General features: G+C 46.0%; 15 protein-coding genes. All 15 read left to right on the top strand.

Annotation, left to right across the window (positions count from 1 at the left end):
- The first annotated feature begins 3 nt into the window (after window positions 1–3).
- The 15 genes from G588_RS0115785 (at window position 4) to G588_RS0115715 (ending at window position 18,434) form a co-directional block, all read left to right on the top strand.
- Window positions 4–969 carry an ornithine cyclodeaminase gene (locus G588_RS0115785; protein WP_022779682.1) on the top strand — a complete coding sequence of 322 codons (966 nt, stop codon included), beginning with the start codon at window positions 4–6 and terminating at the stop codon, window positions 967–969.
- 18 nt (window positions 970–987) lie between these two features.
- Window positions 988–2,424 (top strand): MBOAT family O-acyltransferase, encoded by a 1,437-nt coding sequence (locus G588_RS0115780; protein WP_022779681.1) that lies wholly within the window; start codon window positions 988–990, stop codon window positions 2,422–2,424.
- 12 nt (window positions 2,425–2,436) lie between these two features.
- Complete coding sequence (locus tag G588_RS0115775; RefSeq protein ID WP_022779680.1) at window positions 2,437–3,531, top strand: hypothetical protein; 1,095 nt, start codon at window positions 2,437–2,439, stop codon at window positions 3,529–3,531.
- Window positions 3,532–3,555: 24 nt separating this feature from the next.
- Window positions 3,556–4,530 carry a hypothetical protein gene (locus G588_RS0115770; RefSeq protein ID WP_022779679.1) on the top strand — a complete coding sequence of 325 codons (975 nt, stop codon included), beginning with the start codon at window positions 3,556–3,558 and terminating at the stop codon, window positions 4,528–4,530.
- Window positions 4,531–4,575: 45 nt separating this feature from the next.
- A complete protein-coding gene (locus tag G588_RS0115765; protein WP_022779678.1) occupies window positions 4,576–4,953 on the top strand; it encodes a transporter in 378 nt (125 codons plus the stop codon).
- Window positions 4,950–5,291: a hypothetical protein gene (locus tag G588_RS0115760; protein WP_022779677.1), complete on the top strand. Its 342-nt coding sequence runs from the start codon at window positions 4,950–4,952 to the stop codon at window positions 5,289–5,291. The genes G588_RS0115765 and G588_RS0115760 overlap by 4 nt, the downstream gene beginning before the upstream one ends.
- A gap of 78 nt (window positions 5,292–5,369) precedes the next feature.
- Window positions 5,370–8,519 carry a GH25 family lysozyme gene (locus G588_RS21830; protein ID WP_022779676.1) on the top strand — a complete coding sequence of 1,050 codons (3,150 nt, stop codon included), beginning with the start codon at window positions 5,370–5,372 and terminating at the stop codon, window positions 8,517–8,519.
- A gap of 65 nt (window positions 8,520–8,584) precedes the next feature.
- Window positions 8,585–9,670, top strand: coding sequence for a dTDP-glucose 4,6-dehydratase (rfbB, locus tag G588_RS0115750; protein WP_022779675.1), 1,086 nt, complete (start codon window positions 8,585–8,587; stop codon window positions 9,668–9,670).
- A gap of 28 nt (window positions 9,671–9,698) precedes the next feature.
- Window positions 9,699–10,568: a glucose-1-phosphate thymidylyltransferase RfbA gene (gene rfbA, locus G588_RS0115745; RefSeq protein ID WP_022779674.1), complete on the top strand. Its 870-nt coding sequence runs from the start codon at window positions 9,699–9,701 to the stop codon at window positions 10,566–10,568.
- 109 nt (window positions 10,569–10,677) lie between these two features.
- A complete protein-coding gene (locus G588_RS0115740) occupies window positions 10,678–11,163 on the top strand; it encodes a hypothetical protein (protein WP_022779673.1) in 486 nt (161 codons plus the stop codon).
- A 25-nt stretch (window positions 11,164–11,188) separates the two neighbouring features.
- Window positions 11,189–11,734 (top strand): dTDP-4-dehydrorhamnose 3,5-epimerase, encoded by a 546-nt coding sequence (gene rfbC, locus G588_RS0115735; protein ID WP_022779672.1) that lies wholly within the window; start codon window positions 11,189–11,191, stop codon window positions 11,732–11,734.
- On the top strand, window positions 11,710–12,732 hold the full coding sequence (locus G588_RS0115730) for an ABC transporter permease (RefSeq protein WP_022779671.1): 1,023 nt from the start codon (window positions 11,710–11,712) through the stop codon (window positions 12,730–12,732). Before rfbC ends, G588_RS0115730 begins: the two co-directional genes overlap by 25 nt.
- A 26-nt stretch (window positions 12,733–12,758) precedes the next feature.
- Entirely contained in the window at window positions 12,759–14,114 is a 1,356-nt protein-coding gene (locus G588_RS0115725) for an ABC transporter ATP-binding protein (RefSeq protein ID WP_022779670.1), read from the top strand.
- 21 nt (window positions 14,115–14,135) lie between these two features.
- A complete protein-coding gene (locus G588_RS22200; protein WP_022779669.1) occupies window positions 14,136–16,304 on the top strand; it encodes a class I SAM-dependent methyltransferase in 2,169 nt (722 codons plus the stop codon).
- A gap of 9 nt (window positions 16,305–16,313) precedes the next feature.
- Complete coding sequence (locus G588_RS0115715) at window positions 16,314–18,434, top strand: glycosyltransferase (RefSeq protein ID WP_022779668.1); 2,121 nt, start codon at window positions 16,314–16,316, stop codon at window positions 18,432–18,434.
- Window positions 18,435–18,569: the final 135 nt, after the last annotated feature.

Here is an 18,569-nt window from a genome sequence, read left to right as displayed (position 1 = left end):
TCTATGAAAATAGTTGGATTTGAAGATATTGCAAATTTGAAGATTTCCCCAAGGGTCTGTTATGAATGGACAGAGAGGATGATCGCTGACAAAGCCGCAGCTTTTCTTCCTGCCAAGACTCATATGAATCTTCCCGGCAATGTTTTTTGCAATGTCATGCCCAGCATAATAGATACTCCCTACGGTAAGATGGGCGGGGTCAAGGTTGTGACCAGATATCCTGAAAGAAGGCCTTCCCTCGACAGTAAGATTCTTTTGTTTGACGCAAAAACCGGCGAGTTTCTTTCCCTTATGGACGGCAACTGGATAACAGCCTACAGAACAGGCGCAGTGGCGGTTAATTCAATTCTTACTTTTGCAAAAAAGAATTTTACCGCCCTTGGATTTATCGGCCTTGGTAACGTATCAAGGACTACCATGCTGATACTTGCATCCATGATCACAGACAGAAAGCTTGTGGTAAAGCTTCTTCGCTACAAGGACCAGGCAGAGGATTTTGCCGAGAGGTTCAAAGACTTTGATAATATAGAGTTCAGGATCGTTGATTCCGTAAAGGAGTGTATTAAGGGCTCAGAGGTAGTGGTTTCCGGTGCTACCTATTTTGAAGATGATATAGCTAAGGATGATTGGTTCGACGAGGGCGTATTGGTGGTTCCTATCCATACACGAGGCTTTACGAACTGCGACCTTTTCTTTGATAAGGTGTATGCTGACGATACAGATCATGTAAAAGACTTTAAGAACTTTTCAAAGTTTAAAAGCTTTGCGGAGGTCTGCGATGTTATCTGCAAGAGGGCCCCGGGCAGAGAGTCTGACAGCGAGAGAATACTGGCCTACAATATCGGCGTTTCTATTCATGATATCAATTATGCTGTACACATTTATCACCTTCTTTTACAGGATCAGCAGGCTTTTTCCAAGCTGACTGATTCAGATATGAAAGAGCCCGTGGAGAAATTCTGGGTTTGATCACAGGGGAAGTCTTTTATGCTTTTTAACTCTTACGAATTTGCACTACTGTTTTTGCCGCTGTTTATGGCGGGATTTTTCATAATAAGAAAAGCACTCAGAGAGAAGCCGGCAGCAGATAAGGTTCTTACCTGCTACTGCCTGGCCGGTTCTCTTATTTTTTATGCCCTTTTTGGCCGGAGGAACCTTATTGTTCTTGGGGCAAGCATTCTTTTTAACCTTGTTATCCTGCTGCTTATCAGGAAGTGCACAGCGGATAAGGTGAAGAAAGTCCTGCTTTTTGCCGGTGTTGCCGGTAACTGCATAGCCTTGCTTTTCTTTAAGTTTGCGGGAGTATTCTTCCCGGTGGCCATCAGCTTTTATACCTTTAACCAGATTTCATACCTGGTGGACTCCTACAGAGAAAAAAGTGAAGATAAGATAACGGACTATCTTTTGTACATACTGTTTTTCCCAAAGCTCCTTCAGGGACCTCTTATGAGATTAGAGGATTTTCAGAGGGAAAAAAGAGCTTCATTCGAAGGCGTCCTTGATTGGAACATGCTTATGAAAGCCCTGCTTTTATTTTCTGTCGGTCTTTTCAAAAAGGTTATCCTTGCGGATACCTTCGGAGCAGCGGTGGATTTTGGTTATTCCTCACTGGAGAGCCTTGGAAGTCTGGAAGCGGTTCTTACAGCCGTGTTCTATTCCTTCCAGCTTTACTTTGATTTTAGCGGCTACTGCGACGTGGCTGCCGCTGTGTGCATGATGATGGGAATGGAGCTGCCCCTTAACTTTGACTCACCCTACAGGGCAGTTAACATCGTGGATTTCTGGAAGCGCTGGCACATCACCCTCACAGGCTTTTTTACAAGATATATTTACATCCCTCTTGGAGGAAACAGGAAGGGAACAGCCAGAACCTACTTGAATCTTATGATAGTGTTCCTTATAAGCGGACTGTGGCACGGAAACGGCTTTACCTTTATTGTCTGGGGAGCCATGCACGGCGTGCTCTATGTCATCACCAGAATGCTTATGGGTGACAGGAAAAACATTGAGACAGGAAATGTTTTTGTCAGAACGGTTAAGACTGTTTTGACCTTTGCATACGTTACAGCGGCCTGGGTATTTTTCAGAGCGAACACCGTAAGTGATGCCCTTAAGCTTTTTACCAAAATGGTTACCGGAGGAAAAAAGGCATTACCGGCAGGTTTTTCCTCCTGCTTCCAGCTGGATGAGATCTGGTATATCCTTAAGGTGACACCCGTAATGAAGCTGAGCTTTGCCTGGGATGTGTGCCTTTGGGGCTTCTTGGCGGCCGCCTGTGTAATGATCTTTTTTAACAAAAATGCAATTAGGAAGGTGAAGGACTGCAGAATAGGCCTTGGAAGTACGGTTCTTACTTTTGTGCTTCTTGCCTGGAGCATAGTGAGCTTTGCCGGCGTCAGCACCTTTTTATATATGAATTTCTAAGGAAAGGAAGCCATGGATAATAACAAAAAAGATAAAAACTCCATAGGAAAACGGTGCTTTTTGGCCCTTTTGGCGATGCTGCTTCTTTTCTTTGCGGCCTGCAGCTGCCTTGTGATCTATGTGGATCCCTTTTTCCATTATCATGAGCCCCTTGAAGGTTTTCCCTATATAGTGGACAACCAGCTCAGCCAGAATCCGGGCATGGCACAGAATATGAAGTACGATTCCTGCATTATCGGATCTTCCATGACTGTCAATTTTGACACCGACGATTTTCACGAATTCATGGGGCTTAATACCGTGAAGCTTAGCTACAGCGGGGCATATCCCAAGGATGACAGCAATATTTTGTCCATCGTATTTGACAGAAGCACCTACGCCAGACATAGCAGAGATGTGAAGGCTGTATTTCTTGCCATGGACGTACCTACGATGACAGCGCAGACGGATACCACCAAATATCCGCTTCCAGAGTACCTCTATGATGACAACATTTTTAACGACGTTAAATATGTGCTCAACAAGGATGTGCTGCTGCAGTACATAATGAGACCTCTTATTCAGAAAAAGGGTTCCGATCTGTCAGAGATCTATTTTAGCTGGTGGACACCGGAATATTACAATATTCAGTGGGTAATGCACACCTATGAGGAACCTGAGAAGAACCCTGAGGAAGTGACCTGGGAAATGGTATATCCCAAGACCAAAGAAAACCTCGAGGTCAATATTCTGCCCTTTATTGAGCAGAATCCGGACACGGAGTTTTACGTTTTTTACCCTCCCTACAGTATTCTCTACTGGCACAATGTGATGCAGGAGAATTCCTATGATGCCACCTTTGCCCAGTACAGGTATATTGCGGAGAGGCTTCTTGAATACGACAATGTTCATCTGTACTACTTCCAGAACATGGAGGAGGTTACGGATCTTAATAACTACGCTGATTATTCTCATTACAAGCCTGAGATCAACAGGTATATGGTGGAATGTTTCGCAAACGGAACCCATGAGGTTCACAGCGTGGATGAGATGGACAATGAGCTTCTTAAGATGAAACAGATCATAGCTGATTTTGATTATGATACTCTTTTTTCAAAAGACTGGTAATACCGGTCGGGAAGGATGCTAGGTATGAGTAAAAAAAGAAATACTGAAAAGGAAAGCTTTTTATCGGAGATCCCTGTATGGGTTCATATTTCGGTACTGGCTGTTATTGTTGTTGTAATTGTATTTTCACTGTACAAGCTGATTAAATGGAACAGCGGAACCGTGGAGACTGAAGGCCAGACGGGAGTTGATGCCGAGGTAGAGGTTCTTGACCAGATCTTTGTGCTGCCTGAGGAAAAGAAGGCAGGCCACGAGGATGACGGCACCGAGACAATACTGTTTCTCGGAAATGATGCGATTACCTATGATCAGGGCGAGACAGGAGTTGTGGAGCAGATAGGCTCCAAGCTTGGCGCAACCGTATATAACTGCGGTTTCCCCGACACTACTGTAGCGCTTAAATATGCTGAGAGACAGGACAATTATCCTGCTGATATCTACAGCTTCAAGAATGTCATCGACTGCATCGTTGACGGCAACCTTGATATGCTTGTGGACAGCGCTTCCAACTATACGGACTACACCTATGAGGACCATGCCAGAAAGCTTCGCGACGTGGACTTTGACAAGGTGGATACTCTGGTTATTTTCTATGATGCTTCCGATTATCTCAAGCTCAGAGTCGGCATGAATCCCGACAACGATCAGGATCCCATCACCTACAGCGGCGCCCTTAACTACGGAATTAAGAGATTCCAGGAGAAGTATCCTCACATCAGGATCGTATGTATGTCCTTTACCATGTGCTATGCCTATGACTCCACGGGAGCACTTGTGAGCGGCGACAGATATGATTTCGGCAACGGCAAGCTTACAACTTACCTGCAGTTTATGATCGACAATTCCGGAGCTACCGGCGTGTCATTTATCGACAATTATTACGGCACTGTTCATGAGGACAACAGCTCAGGCTGGCTTCTTGACAACATTCATACCAACGCAGCCTGCAACGAGCATATAGCATCCCACTTTGTAAGTGCAATCTATAACAGGGATTAAGAAATAGATATCAATACTTAGAATTAAGAGCTACAGGGCGGAATTATGAAAAGGAAAAAATTGGGAATAGTAGATTTATTGCAGCTTCAGAGCGCAGTGGTGGTATATTCACTGTCCACCGTAGCTGCAAACCTTGCCTCCAAGCATGAGTTTTTATCCTGGTGGTACATACTCTATTTTGGGCTTGAGTTTGTTATACTTGCGGCTTATGCCCTTATCTGGCAGCAGATGATCAAGAAGTTCCAGCTGTCCATAGCCTATGCCAACAAGGCTCTGACCCTCATGTGGTCAATGGTATGGAACTTCATAATCTTCCATAACGGTATCACACCCTTCAAGGTAGTGGGCGTGGTGCTGGTTGTCATCGGTGTCATGGTGATGAACAGCGGAATCTCCGAAGAAGAGGAGGAAAAGAAACAATGAATGTATTTTTCCTTCTTATGATCCTGGCTGAGCTTATCGCCTCCACATCACAGATCCTTCTTAAAAAGAGTGCGGAGAAGGAATATCCCTCTTTTATCAGGGAATACCTTAACGCCCTTGTTATAGGCGGCTACGGAATGCTGATGATATCAATGATCATCTCGATATTCTGTTATGACGGCCTTGGATATATGGGCGTTGTTGTAATGGAGCCTCTGGGATATATCATAGTGATGTTCCTTTCAAGACTTGTGTTCAAGGAGAAGTTCACTATCAGAAAGCTTATAGGCATGGTGCTGATACTTGGAGGCATTGCGGTTTTTTACGGCCTTGGCTGAAAGTTGCCGTCATAGCGGTTAAATGTTAGAATTTTACGTAAGAATGTATATTTTAAGAGCTTTTTTGGGGAGACATTAATGAAAAAAGGTTTGAAATTATTCGGGAGAAAAAACGATACCAAACGCAGCAAAGATTTTGACGCCCGAGAAGAGTATTACGAAGACGATTACTACGAAGATGATTACTATGAGGACGAGGACTCTGACGGGGATTACGAAGAGGACTACGACGAAGAATACGAAGAAGACTACGAAGACGAAGAGTATTCCCAGGAGGAGCTTGAGGAATACTATGAGAAGTCAGGCGTAAGAAGAGTCGAAGAAGAGCCGAAGGCACCCGTTTCCGAGGCTGAACCTGTTAAGGATTACGAGTTTACGGACGAGGATTATCTTGACGATGATGATTATCCTGAGGATGAGATTTTGCCCGTGGATGAGCCTCAGTCCAAGGCGCCTGATACAGATGAAGTCAATGAGCGCGCTTCTGATAATGCCCGCTCTTACGATGAAGAGCCGGAACATGACAGCGATGACTACGAGGACGATTACTACGAAGACGACGGCTACGAAGATGACCGCTATGAAGACAGCGAGTACGACGACTCCTATTATGAAGATGATGAATATGATGAGGAGTACTATGAGAAGAAGCCTGCAAGGAAGTCTGGCAGAGGTTCGGCTGCGCTTTTCTTTGCGCGTATAGGAGATGCTATCGCATCAGCTACAGCTGTTGAGCGTATAGCGGCTGTTTTTGCAATAATACTTGTTACAGGCGCAGTTGTGACAGCAACTCTGTATGCAACCGCCATGAGCAAGAACGACGAACTTGGCGCTTTTGCGGAAGTCGGAGCATCCCTTGATGATGTTCAGGTCGTTGGACAGAGCGGACTTATCGCCATTGCCGATGCCCAGAGAGCCAAGATGATGGCAGCAGAGCTTATCAGCGAGGAAGCTATGGAGGAGCAGGAAGAGGAGCCAGAAGAGGAGCAGAAGGGCTGCGAAGTCAAGGTTACCCTCACCTCCATTAAGAGCGATATCAAGGTCAAGTTCATGGACAAGGAGTCCGGCAAGCTCATAGGCGGAGTGCCTTTTGAAATCTCGGTTGTGACTCCCGACGGAACCACCGTTTCCTATGATGACCATGATCAGGATGGAATCATCTATAAGACCAAGCTTACAGCTGGAACCTACAAGGTAACTCCCAAGGAGCTGCCCTCAAATTATTCAGATTATAAACTCAGCACCGAGACACTGACCGTCAAGGTAAAAGATACTGTTGAGATGAAGGCAGTGGATGTTAAGAACGAGATTAAGAAAGAGTCCCAGATAAATGTTGCCCAGGAAGAGGCAAAGGGCGGGCAGGAGACAGAATCCGAGCTTGCCGATACCGTTGACTGGGACGGAGAGAGCTGGGTCAAAGACGGCGACGGTGACGGAACAACAACCTATTCCGAAGTTAAGAAGGAAGATGTTCCCGAGCCCAGCGGATCCTCCAAGGTTACCATCAAGACCCTCGGAAGGTTCTCTGAGAGCCCCCTTTCGGAAAGCGCTTCCGAAGAACTCACCACCGATGAAGAGGAAGGTGGTGAAAACGGAGGCGGCGAAGGAAATACCGGCGAAGGTAACGACTCTCCCGGTGAGAGCGGAACCATAGAAGTGGACGAACCCAAGGAGATATCCCTTAATAAGACCTCGTTTACACTTGAAGTCGGCGAAATGGATACCATCCAGGCATCTGCAGATGCAACCCTCTATTTCGAGACCAGCGATTCCTCTGTTGTCTATGTTGATGACAATGGCAGAATAACAGGCGCAGCTGAAGGAACCGCAACAATAACCATAACCGCCGAAGGCTACAAAGCCGCATATGTGACAGTAACTGTTACCAAGAAGGAGGAAGAAGTCATCGAGACCGGCAGAGTTCCTCTTGAAAACTACAGCGTGTCAATGTATGTGAAGGAGACCTATGTAATTAAATGTACCGATGATTCTGCCAAGTGCAAATTCTCCTCAGACAACGACTCAGTTGCTAAGGTTGATAAGAAGGGAACTGTAACAGCAGTTGCCGAAGGATCTGCAGTTATTACCGTATCCGCCAAGGGCTATGAGGATGCCAGGGTAGAGGTAACGGTTACCAAGAAGCTCGAGTCAGCTGTGGTTCCTATTGAGATCACAAGCCTTACTCTCTACGAGAAGCAGACCAGGAAGATCAAGGTCAAGGAGTCAGGACTTAAGCTCTCCTTCAGCACCAGCGACAAGAATATCGCCAAGGTATCCGATGACGGAACCATCACTGCTGTCAGCAAAGGAAGCTGCAAGATCACAGTATCTGCTGAAGGCTATGAGGACGCCGTTATTGATGTGACAGTAGTTCATCAGGAGCTTAAGGATAAGGACGGCAATACACTCTATGTCCTTGAGTCCGACGGCAAGTACAGAGTTGCGACCTATGCGGACTATGAGTCCTACAAGGTTTTCTATAAGAAAGTTGAGAACAAGAACAAGATATATCACGGCTGGGCAACCATTGACGGCAAGACATACTTTTATGATAACAGCGGCAATTATGTGACCGGAGAACAGGTCATCAACCATGTAAAATATGTATTCGGTTCAGACGGTGTTCTTGCCAAATCCGCACCTACAGTCGGAATCGATGTCAGCAAGCACAACGGAAACATTGACTGGAAGGCAGTCAAGAACTCCGGAGTAAACTTCGCTATCATCAGATGCGGCTACAGAGGCTATTCAACAGGTGTTATGGTAGAGGATCCAACCTTCAGGACCAATATCAGAGGAGCCCTTGCAGCAGGTCTCAGAGTCGGAGTGTATTACTACTCACAGGCTGTGGACGAGGTTGAGGCGGTAGAAGAGGCCTCAATGGTCATCAATCTCCTCAGCGGCTATGGCATACAGCTTCCTGTTTATATGGATGTTGAGGCCAGCGGCGGAAGAGGAGACTCCATCAGCGTATCCCAGAGAACAGCCAATATCAAGGCTTTCTGCGGAACAATTCAGTCTGCGGGATACAAGGCAGGTGTTTATGCCAATAAGACCTGGCTTACCAGCTATATCAACACCTCCCAGATCAGCAAGTATCATATCTGGCTTGCACAGTACGCCAAGGAGCCTACCTACAGCGCATCACGATATGATATGTGGCAGTATACCTCAAAGGGTAGAATATCGGGTATAAGCGGAAACGTGGACATGAATATTTGCTATTAAATTTGACAAATTTTTGTGGTATACTATTTCGGTAAAAATTTGATTTTTTGGAAAGAAGGTATTAAATGAGAACTTATCTAGTGACCGGCGGAGCCGGATTCATCGGATCTAATTACATTCATTATATGTTTAAGAAGTACGACAACGACATCCGTATCATCAACGTGGATGTACTTACCTATGCAGGTAACCTTGAGAACCTCAAGGATATAGAAGGCAGAGATAATTATACTTTTATCAGAGCCGATATCTGCGACAGAGATGCCATTAACAAGATCTTTGAAGAGAATGACATCGACAGAGTAGTTCATTTCGCTGCAGAGAGCCACGTTGACAGATCCATCGTCAATCCCGAGGTCTTCGTTCAGACCAACGTTCTCGGAACAGCAACAATGCTGAACGCAGCCAAGAAGGCATGGGAGCTTCCCGACGGTTCCTTCAAGGAGGGCAAGAAGTTCCTTCATGTAAGTACAGACGAGGTATACGGTTCACTTCCCGAGGATCCTAACGCATATTTCTATGAGACAACACCTTATGATCCTCACAGCCCTTACTCAGCAAGTAAGGCAAGCTCAGATATGCTTGTTAAGGCTTATATGGATACATATAAGTTCCCTGCTAATATCACCAACTGCTCCAACAACTACGGACCTTACCAGTTCCCTGAGAAGCTTATTCCGCTTCATATCAACAATGCCCTTGCAGGCAGAGACCTTCCTGTATACGGCGATGGCAAGAACGTTCGTGACTGGCTCTTTGTTGAGGACCACGCCAAGGCTATCGATATGGTTCAGGAGCAGGGCAAGCTCTTCGAGACCTACAATATCGGCGGACATAATGAGAAACAGAACATTGAGATCGTTAAGACCATCATTGATGTTCTGAGAGAAGAGCTTGATGATTCAGATCCCAGAAAGGCTAAGATCTCCTACGATCTTATCAAGTACGTATCAGACAGAAAGGGACATGACAGAAGATATGCCATCGCTCCCGATAAGATCAAGGCCGAGATCGGATGGGAACCTGAGACCATGTTCAAGGAAGGTATCAGGAAGACTATCAAATGGTACTTCGAGAATCAGGAGTGGCTGCAGCACGTAACCAGCGGCGACTATGAGAAGTACTACGAAGCGATGTACAGCAACCGCTGATCGTCTATTGTAAAAGGAGATTTATAACATGAAGGGTATTATTTTAGCCGGCGGTTCAGGAACCAGGCTTTATCCTCTTACCAGGGCAATGTCCAAGCAGATGATGCCCGTATATGACAAGCCCATGATCTACTATCCCCTTTCCACACTTATGCTGGCAGGGATAAGAGAGGTGCTTATTATTTCAACTCCCAGAGATCTTCCTATGTTTGAGGAGCTCTTTGGAACAGGAGAGCAGCTTGGAATGAAGTTCTCTTATGCTGTTCAGGAGCAGCCAAGGGGGCTTGCTGATGCATTTATTATCGGTGCAGACTTCATTGGCAAGGATTCGGTAGCCCTTGTTCTCGGTGACAACATTTTCTATGGTCAGAGCTTTAGCAAGCTCCTTAGAGAAGTTTCCTCAAGAGAGAGCGGAGCAACAATTTTCGGATATTATGTAAGAGATCCCAGAGCTTATGGCGTTGTTGAGTTCGATGAGAACGGCAAGGCCATCAGCATCGAGGAGAAACCCGAGAATCCCAAGAGTAACTATGCGGTTCCCGGATTGTATTTCTACGATAACAAGGTTGTTGAGATTGCAGCAAATGTACAGCCTTCTGCAAGAGGTGAGATTGAGATCACCAGCATCAACAATGAGTACTTAAATCGCGGCGAGCTCCGTGTAGAGACCATGGGTCGGGGCTTTGCATGGCTTGATACAGGCAATCACGATTCACTTCTTGATGCAGCTGATTTCGTATGCGCATTCCAGAAGAGACAGGGCCTGTACATCTCCTGCATCGAGGAGATAGCCTACAAGAGAGGTTTCATCACCAAGGAGCAGCTGCTCAAGCTGGCTGAGCCTCTTATGAAGACTGATTACGGTAAATATCTAGTAGAAGTTGCAAACGGTCTATAAGCAGAACTGCGCACACCGCTGCACAGTTCGTGAGAATATGATGCACAACGGATTGTCCTTTTTGCGAAGCAGACTTTCATGACAATCCAATTACGGAGCGAAGCGAAGTATGGATTCTAAAGTATTTAGAATGGCTCTACTTACCATAATTAGTGTTTTTGCACTTATTGCAGTTATTGTCTATGCTACCAACGCAGACAAAATAGGCGGACTTTTCGGCAAAAAGGGTAATAACTCCGCTACCGGGGAGAGCTCTGAGGCGGTTTCTCTTACTCTGGCCGAAGAGGCATATGGAGAGCAGATAGGGGATAACCTTAACGGCTTTTTATATGATGAGGACTTTTTTGACGAGACAGAGAAGGTTCCTTCCGTTGTTGTGATCAAGAAGTCTTCTGCTTCTTCCGAGGCTACGGAGGAGGCAGCCTATGAATCTTCCGGGATGGAGGAAGATACCGCAGGTACCGGCATGGCAATTGTGGGTCAGCTTGAGAACCCTGATGCTGAGGCCGGAGCTGACATCAGTAATGAGGGAGCATCACTCCCTTCAGTGATTCCCGTTTCCGACAGTGTAGAAGGAACTTCGGGAGCACATTAAGAAATTATATTTTGGAGAATTTGAAATGGGACAGATAACAGTAGAAACATGTGAAATAGAGGGACTTAAGGTAATCACACCCAAGGTATTCGGCGATGAGAGAGGCTATTTTGTTGAGACCTACAACAAAAATGATTTTGTTAACGCCGGAATCGATGTGGAATTTGTTCAGGACAATCAGTCAGCAAGTAAGAGAGGAGTTCTCAGGGGCCTTCATTTCCAGAAGGAATTTCCTCAGGACAAGCTTGTAAGATGCATTAACGGTGAGGTTTTCGACGTTGCCGTTGACCTTAGAAGAGATTCCAAGACCTTCGGAAAGTGGTTCGGAGTAGTTCTTTCCGCAGAGAACAAGAAGCAGTTCTTTATTCCCAAGGGATTTGCGCACGGCTTCCTGGTTCTTTCCGATTACGCAGAGTTTGCTTACAAATGTTCTGATTTTTACCATCCTAATGACGAGGGAGGACTTATCTGGAACGATCCCGATATCGGCGTAGAGTGGCCCCTTCAGGATGGAGTAGAACTTATCTTTTCTGATAAGGATACAAAATGGGGAGGAATCAAGGAATATTGAATACCGGACTTAAGAAACTTCCCAAGCATATAGGCTTGGGCGTTTTCTATGTATTGGCCTTTGCCCTTGCCCTGGTGGTGATTCTCCACAATAACCCCCTGGCAGATCCGCATACAGAGATGCTCAAGAAGATCTGCGGATGCACCCTTATCGCTGTGAGCTGCATACTGGTTTTTGCCTGGTATGACAAGCTTACTGTATTGCCTGTGGAGCTGTGGAATTCCAGGAAGCTCATCAAAAGGCTGGCCGTCAATGATTTCAAAAAAAGATATGCAGGCTCTTATATGGGCATAGTGTGGGCACTGGCACAGCCGGTGGTCACTGTTTGCATGTATTATATTGTGTTTGATATTATTTTCAATCAGAGAGCCCAGGCGGTTTCAGGAGGAATTGAAGTTCCCTATGTTCTTTTCCTTACAACCGGTCTTGTTCCCTGGTTTTTCTTTACAGAAGCTATTACCAACGGAACCACATCGCTGCTGGAGTATAACTATCTGGTAAAAAAGGTACTGTTCAAGATAAGCATTCTGCCCATCATCAAGATAATAGCAGCTATGTTCATTCACATTTTCTTTATCTGTGTTCTTATGATAATCGCCTGCATCTATGGTTATTATCCTAACATCTACTGGTTGCAGATAATTTATTACATGGGTTGTGAGTTTATACTTGTCCTGTCTCTTAGTTATGCTACCTGCGCAATAGTAGTATTTTTCAGGGACTTATTGCAGATCATCAATATCGGACTTCAGCTGTTCCAGTGGTATACACCTATTCTGTGGAACATAGAGATCGTTCCAGACAAGTTTAAGTGGCTGATCAAGCTCAATCCCATGACCTACATCGTTGAGGGCTACCGTAACGCCATCTACGGTGACACATGGTTCTTTGAGCATTTTTATTCTTCAACATATTTTTGGCTTTTTGTAGTGGCAACCTTCTGTCTCGGAGCCCTGATCTTCAAGAAGTCCAAGCCACACTTTGCAGATATCCTTTGATAATACCGCTGCTTTTTGGAGTATAAATGGAAAAAGATATAGCTATTGAGGTAAAAAACCTCACCAAATCATATAAACTCTACGATAAGCCCATGGACAGACTTAAGGACTCGCTTGGACTTGCCAGGAAGAAAAAGTACAAGGAGCACCTTGCTCTTAACAACGTAAGTCTTTCGATTCATAAGGGCGAGACCGTAGGAATCATCGGAACCAACGGCTCCGGTAAGTCAACTATCCTCAAGATCATAACAGGGGTACTCTCACCGACTGCGGGAGAGGTTAATGTTGACGGACATATTTCAGCTCTTTTGGAGCTGGGCGCCGGCTTTAACATGGAGTACAACGGAATTGACAACATCTACTTGAACGGTATGATGATCGGCTTTTCCGAGGAAGAGATAGAGAAAAGGCTGGATGCAATTCTGGAGTTTGCAGACATCGGTGATTACGTATACCAGCCGGTCAAGACCTATTCCAGCGGTATGTTTGTCCGCCTTGCTTTTGCGGTGGCCATCAATATCGATCCTGAGATACTTATCGTAGATGAGGCACTTTCAGTCGGAGACGTATTCTTCCAGGCTAAGTGCTATCACAAGTTCGAAGAGTTCAAGAAGCAGGGTAAGACCATTCTTTTTGTATCCCATGACCTTTCCAGTATCAGTAAGTACTGCGACAGGGCGGTTCTTCTGAACCAGGGCGTACTCCTTGGAGAAGGCACCCCTAAGAAGATGATCGATATCTACAAGCAGGTTCTTGTGGGACAGTATCCTCTTCCCAAGAGCGATATCGACAATCTCCTTGATGATGAGGACATAAGAGAGGCCGCAGCTAATGCCGACAAACGTTCCAAGGATAAGATCAAGGATAGCAGCAGCGACAAGGCTAAAGACAAGACTAATAACAACGCCGGCAAGGCCGATGCAGTCAATCCCGACACTCTTGAATACGGCGACGGAGCAGCGACTATAGAAGAGTATTTCGTAACGGATTCTAATGGCGTTAGAACCAGCTCCATTATAAAGGGAACGGATTTCTCTGTTCATATGAAGGTCAGATTTACCCAGGATGTTCAGGCACCGATTTTCGCCTTTACTTTCAAGAACATTATGGGAATTGAGATAACGGGTACCAACTCCATGGTGGAGAAGGCCTTCCTTGAGCCTGTTAAGGCCGGGGATGTGAAGGAGATTACTTTTACCCAGAATATGTCGCTTCAGGGCGGTGAATACCTTATCAGCTTTGGAGTTACAGGTTTTAAGCAGAACGATTTTACCGTGTATCACAGGCTCTACGATGCCCTTAATATCACGGTTGTTTCCGACAAGAACACCGTCGGCTATTATGACATGAATTCCACATGCACAGTAGAAGACGCAGAGTAAACATTTGACAAGGACAAGCAAATGCAGGAAGAAGTTAAGATTGGCAAGGTCACACTGAATTTCAAACATTATTCCGGGGTCGATCTCTATAGCGACGGAGCTATTGAGAACGAGCTTCTTGAGATTGTAAAAAAATACAAGAAGGAAGAATACAACAAGGTCATCGAGGAGAGGGGCAACTGGCCCATTCTCTATCATCTGTCCGAGCAGAGAGCCAACATTGTTGAGTGGATCCCCATGGACAAAAAAGCCAAGGTCCTTGAGGTTGGCTCAGGGTGCGGCGCCATCACCGGTATGCTGTCACAGAAGGCCGGCTCTGTTGTGGCCTGCGACCTTTCCAGAAGACGTTCAGAGATCAATGCCACCAGAAACAGCGACTGTGATAACGTGACTATTCATGTTGGTAATTTCCGTGACATTGAGCCGGATCTTCCCAGGGATTTCGATTACATTTTTCTTATCGGAGTATTTGAGTACGGACAGGGCTACATTGGAACCGACAACCCCTACGAGAGATTTCTTAGAATGCTCGGAAGACATCTGAAGAAGGGCGGAAGAATCGTCATCGCCATTGAGAACCGTCTGGGACTTAAGTACTTTGCAGGCTGCGCCGAGGATCACCTTGGAACCTATTTCTCCGGAATCGAGGGCTATTCCTCAGACAGCGTTGCCAAGACCTTCACAAGGAACGGTCTTATTAATATATTCAAAAAATGCGGAATGAATGAGTATCATTTCTATTATCCTTATCCGGATTACAAACTTATGACTCTCCTTCACTCCGATTCATATCTCCCGAAATTCGGAGAGCTTCAGGATAACGTCAGGAACTATGACAGGGACAGACTTGTTCTTTTTAATGAGAAGCATGCCTATGAGGATCTTGTTAAGGACGGTATGTATCCTGATTTTGCCAACTCCTTTGAAGTTATTCTGGGCCCGGGCTTTGACACCATCTACAGCAAATACAGCAACGACAGAGTTGATGAGTTCAAGATAAGAACCGACATTGCCATTGACAGAGCAGGCAGAAGGATTATCAAGAAATATCCGCTTACAGAGGCTGCCAAGGAGCATGTCTACAGCATAAGAGACGCCTATGTGGGACTTGTTGAGAAGTTCAGAGGCGGAGACCTTGAGATCAACGACTGTCAGATCAATGAGAAAGAGGGCTGTGCGATCTTCTCCTTCGTAAACGGAGTTCCGCTGGCATCCCTTCTTGATCAGTGCATAGACAAGGATGATATGGAGGGCTTCAATGCTCTTCTTAACGAATACATCAGAAGGATCAGCTACAAGGATACCTATCCTGTGTCTGATTATGACCTTATTTTCTCAAATATTATGGTCAATGGCCCTATTTGGACTATAATAGATTATGAGTGGACCTACGGAAAATGCATACCTCCGAGGGAACAGGTATGGAGAGCTCTGTATTGTTACAGACTTGAGGACAGAAAGAGAGAGAAGTTCGATCCCAAGCCTGTTTTCCAGAGGCTCGGCTTATCCGAAGAGGATATCAAGGGGCTTATCGAAGAGGAATATGCCTTCCAGAAATATGTCACCGGCAACAGAATGTCCATGGTTGAGATCTGGAAAAAGATCGGAAGAAAGATCACGGTTCCCAAGGATATCAACACCAAGGTAGAGGCTGCAAGACCCGCTGACTGCCTCCAGATATATCTTGATACCGGCGATGGCTACTCAGAGGACGACAGCATTTTCCCTGAGGAGCAGTACGACGATAACAGCACTGTTGAGCTGGATATCAGAGTTGATTCAAGATGCAGGGTTGTTAGAATAGATCCCGCTTTCGCACCCTGTCTTGTGACGATAGCAGATGCCACCTGGAACGGTGCGAGCTTATCCGATTCCGATGTGGATGTTTCGATTCATCCGGTTAATGGGGAATGGATATCGGATGATTCCATGATCTTTGATACAGGTGACCCGAACATTGAATTCGGGCTTACGGGCGAGAATCTGGTGGTTCAGGAGAGAAACCATCTTAAGGTCAAGCTCATAACGACACTTATTCCTCTGTCTTCGGCAGCTGCCATTGTGGAATCCCTTGAGCAGCAGAACCGCAAAGAGGAGAAGTCACCCGCCGACAATCTTATTAAGAAGATCGGCAAAAAGATAAAGCAAAAGCGTGAGGAACGCTATTTTAGAGATGACGAGGAGTATTAAAGGGGGATTATGCTTAAAGATTTAGCCAAGGCTGTTCTTGTAAAGGGCAGAACAACTAAATACAAAAAAGCTGTAAGCAGTAAATCTTCAGCCTACGACAAGTGGCAGCACGCTATTGAGAAACAGAGTGTTGTCCCTGCAGAGGCGCCTGTCAGCTACGAGACTCTTCCCACCGGGGAGATCGTGCCCCACAAGCTTCCTGAGCCCAAGGTCAAGGTGATACCTTATTCCAAGGTCTGGGATATTTCCGAGAACAAGGGAGACGAGTCCGTGGTATACCTCTTTGTCAGCCCCAAGGGTAAACTTACCAGAAGGGCTACAGAGGTGGTCAAACAGTATTTTATCGCTCATCCCGAACATAATCTTGTATACGGAGACGAGGACGAGATCGGCAAGGGAGGAAAATATATCCATCCCTTCTTTAAGCCCGACTGGTCCCCGGATTCATATCTTAATGCTTTTTATATCGGCAGCTTCTTTGCCTGCCGTGCTTCTGTAATGCATGCCTCCGACGGCGAATATGACGGTGCTGTGAGAATGCTGGGTGGAACTGCCAACAAGCGCAATTCACCGGAGCAGGTGGGACTTGAAGCTTCCCTTCTTTCTGCGGATGTTTTATTCTGCATGATCGCTCTTCATGAGCATGCCTTCGCCAAGCGAACAGGACTGGATTTCCCTATCGGACATATCAGAGAAGTTCTTTTCCATAGGAACCCCGAACAGGATGTCTTTTACGGAAGGTCCTTCCATAATTCCAGACATATGCTGCTGAAACCCACAACGGTTTCCATCATCATTCCTTCCAAGGATCATCCCGAGGTGCTTAGGCGCTGCCTTGAGTCCATTGTTGAGACCACCGGGGGCGAGCCCAATATCACCTACGATATTGTTGTCCTTGATAATGGAAGCGATGCCAAGAACCGCGTCAGGTATGGCGTTTTCATAGGCAAGATCCCTAAGAAAAACGGACTTACCCATATCAATTACCTGTACAAGTTGGATGAATTCAACTTCTCCGCTATGTGCAACAAGGGTGTTAAGAATACCAGGGGGGAGTATCTTCTTTTCATGAATGATGACATAGAGGCTGTGAAGGAAGGCTGGATGCGCGAGATGCTGTCCCAGGCTCAGCTTAAGCATGTGGGAGCAGTGGGAGCCAAGCTTATCTACCCCGATACAGACCTTATTCAGCATGCGGGCATTGCCAATGTGAGAAGAGGTCCCGTGCACAAGCTTCAGAAGATGCACGACAACAAGAGCCATTATTTCGGCTACAACAGAGGAATCCACAACACCATCGGTGCAACTGCGGCCTGTCTTATGATCAGCAGACAGAAGTTCAGGGATGTGGGAGGTTTCCCGGAAGAGCTGAAGGTGGCCTTTAACGATGTTGATTTTTGCTACAGCATTTTTGAGAAGGGTTACTATAACCTGTGCTGTAATCATATATATCTTAAGCACCATGAGTCCCTTTCCAGAGGTCTTGATAACCTTGACCCCAAGAAGATGGAGAGACTTGCCGTAGAGGGCGATACTCTTATGAGACGCCATGCACATCTCTACAATGTGGACCCCTTCTACAGCCCACATCTTACAGAGGATGAGACTATTTCGGCAATCATTCCGAGAGAGGACTACACCCCTGTTGAGGACATTCCCTATTCCATATGCAGTATCCACGACAAGGGAATCAAAGGGGCCAGAGAAGATCAGTGCTTAAGGATTGGCTGTGAGTACAACGCATCCCTGGACAACTGGCTCTACGGCGTCAATGCTGAGGGCAATGAGGAAGGCTATTACCTTAAGGGCTACAGCTTTGTCATCGGCTCCGACAATGCTCTTTTTGAAAGAAAGCTGCTTCTTCGTCTTGTGGAACGCTACGAGAACGGAGCGGGACCTGTGGGACCCAAGGTTTATAGTTTCCCTATATATACCTGGTACAGGCCTGACATCAGAGTGAGGCTCCAGGATCAGGTCAATGTTGACCTCACAGGCTACAAGGTTAAGATCGAAAAGGGCGTCCTGCCTTCAGGCTATTACCAAATCGGCATGCTCGCCACCGACAAAACCAGCCGCCTCAAACTCATAAACTGGGTTCCAAACGTGATGAGAATAAAGGATTCAAGGTGATACATAGCCTTGCTTGCAAGAGCTCATGTATCACTTTGAAGACTAAACACACATAAGGAAAGAAGGCATGCGAAGTGCAACGAGCATGGCGATTTCCGCATGTGTGTAGGATCGCGAGAGCGCTTTTTGCGGAGC

It is taken from the genome of Butyrivibrio sp. AE3009 (genome assembly GCF_000420845.1).
Lineage (GTDB): Bacteria > Bacillota > Clostridia > Lachnospirales > Lachnospiraceae > Butyrivibrio.
This window is presented reverse-complemented; position numbering and strand designations above follow the sequence as displayed.